This window comes from Arthrobacter sp. JCM 19049, assembly GCF_001310435.1.
On the sequence record NZ_BAXF01000616.1, the window covers coordinates 1 to 1133 of the forward strand.

Consider the following 1133-nt stretch of genomic DNA (forward strand, 5'->3'; position numbering starts at 1 on the left):
CAGCCGCTGATCCCGGTCACCCGATCAGGCGGTCCTGTCCGCCGCGCATCCGGCCCCGAACCCGGGCAACCCCAGACATCCGGCGCCGCCCGCCAACCGGTGAGCGCCACCAGCCAAAGCCAAAGCAATCAGAAAGAGAGGCACGAGACGCAATGCCTGAAATCACCGAGATCGAGGTGCAGCTCAACGGCCAGAGACTGAATCTGCCGACGGGGCCACCGTGCGTGACATCGTCGCCGGGCACACCAAAAAGCACATCAACGAACAAGGCCTGGCCGTGGACGGCTCACGGCTGGGAATCGCCCTCGCCATCGACGGGGACGTAATTCCGCGCAGCGCCTGGGCCAGCCACACGGTGGCGCCCGGGGCACGCATCGACCTGGTCACCGCCGCACAGGGAGGATGAGGAAGATGACCCAGAGCAACGAAGCACCCCACACGCCCAAAGATGTCTTCAGCATTGCCGGGGCACAACTGCGCTCCCGCCTGGTGATGGGCACCGGGGGAACGACCTCCCTAAGCACCCTGGAAGAGGCCCTGGTCGCCTCGGGCACCGAGGTCACCACCGTGGCCATCCGGCACTATGCCGCAGCCGGTGGGGATTCGGTGTTCGCCATGCTCCAGCGCCTGGGCGTGCTGGCGTTGCCGAACACCGCCGGCTGCTACACCGCCCGCGATGCGGTGCTCACCGCCAGGCTGGCGCGCGAGGCCCTGGAAACGGACTGGATCAAGCTGGAGGTGATCGCCGACGAGCACACCCTGCTGCCGGATCCGATCGAACTGTTTACCGCCGCCGAACAGCTGGTGGCCGACGGGTTCCAGGTCTTCGCCTACACCAATGACGACCCGGCCCTGGCCCAGCGACTGGATGACGTGGGAGTCGCGGCGATCATGCCGGCCGGCGCCCCGATCGGTTCCGGGCTGGGCATCCTGAACCCGCACAACATCGCCACCATCGTGAACCGGGCCAGCGTCCCGGTGATCCTGGATGCCGGGGTGGGCACCGCCTCGGACGCGGCCCTGGCCATGGAACTGGGCTGTGAGGCGGTGCTGCTGGCCAGCGCGGTAACCCGGGCGCACAACGCCCCGCTGATGGCCACGGCCATGCGGGACGCGGTCAGCGCCGGACGGGC

Annotated in this window: 2 protein-coding genes; both read left to right on the forward strand. The window is 68.5% G+C overall.

The window, feature by feature from the left end; translation table 11 throughout:
- The first annotated feature begins 220 nt into the window (after positions 1-220).
- Entirely contained in the window at positions 221-406 is a 186-nt protein-coding gene (thiS, locus tag JCM19049_RS14970; RefSeq protein WP_054821965.1) for a sulfur carrier protein ThiS, read from the forward strand.
- Between the two features lie 5 nt (positions 407-411).
- Positions 412-1133, forward strand: a 722-nt coding sequence (locus JCM19049_RS14975; RefSeq protein WP_054821966.1) for a thiazole synthase, incomplete at its 3' end; no start/stop codon positions are given.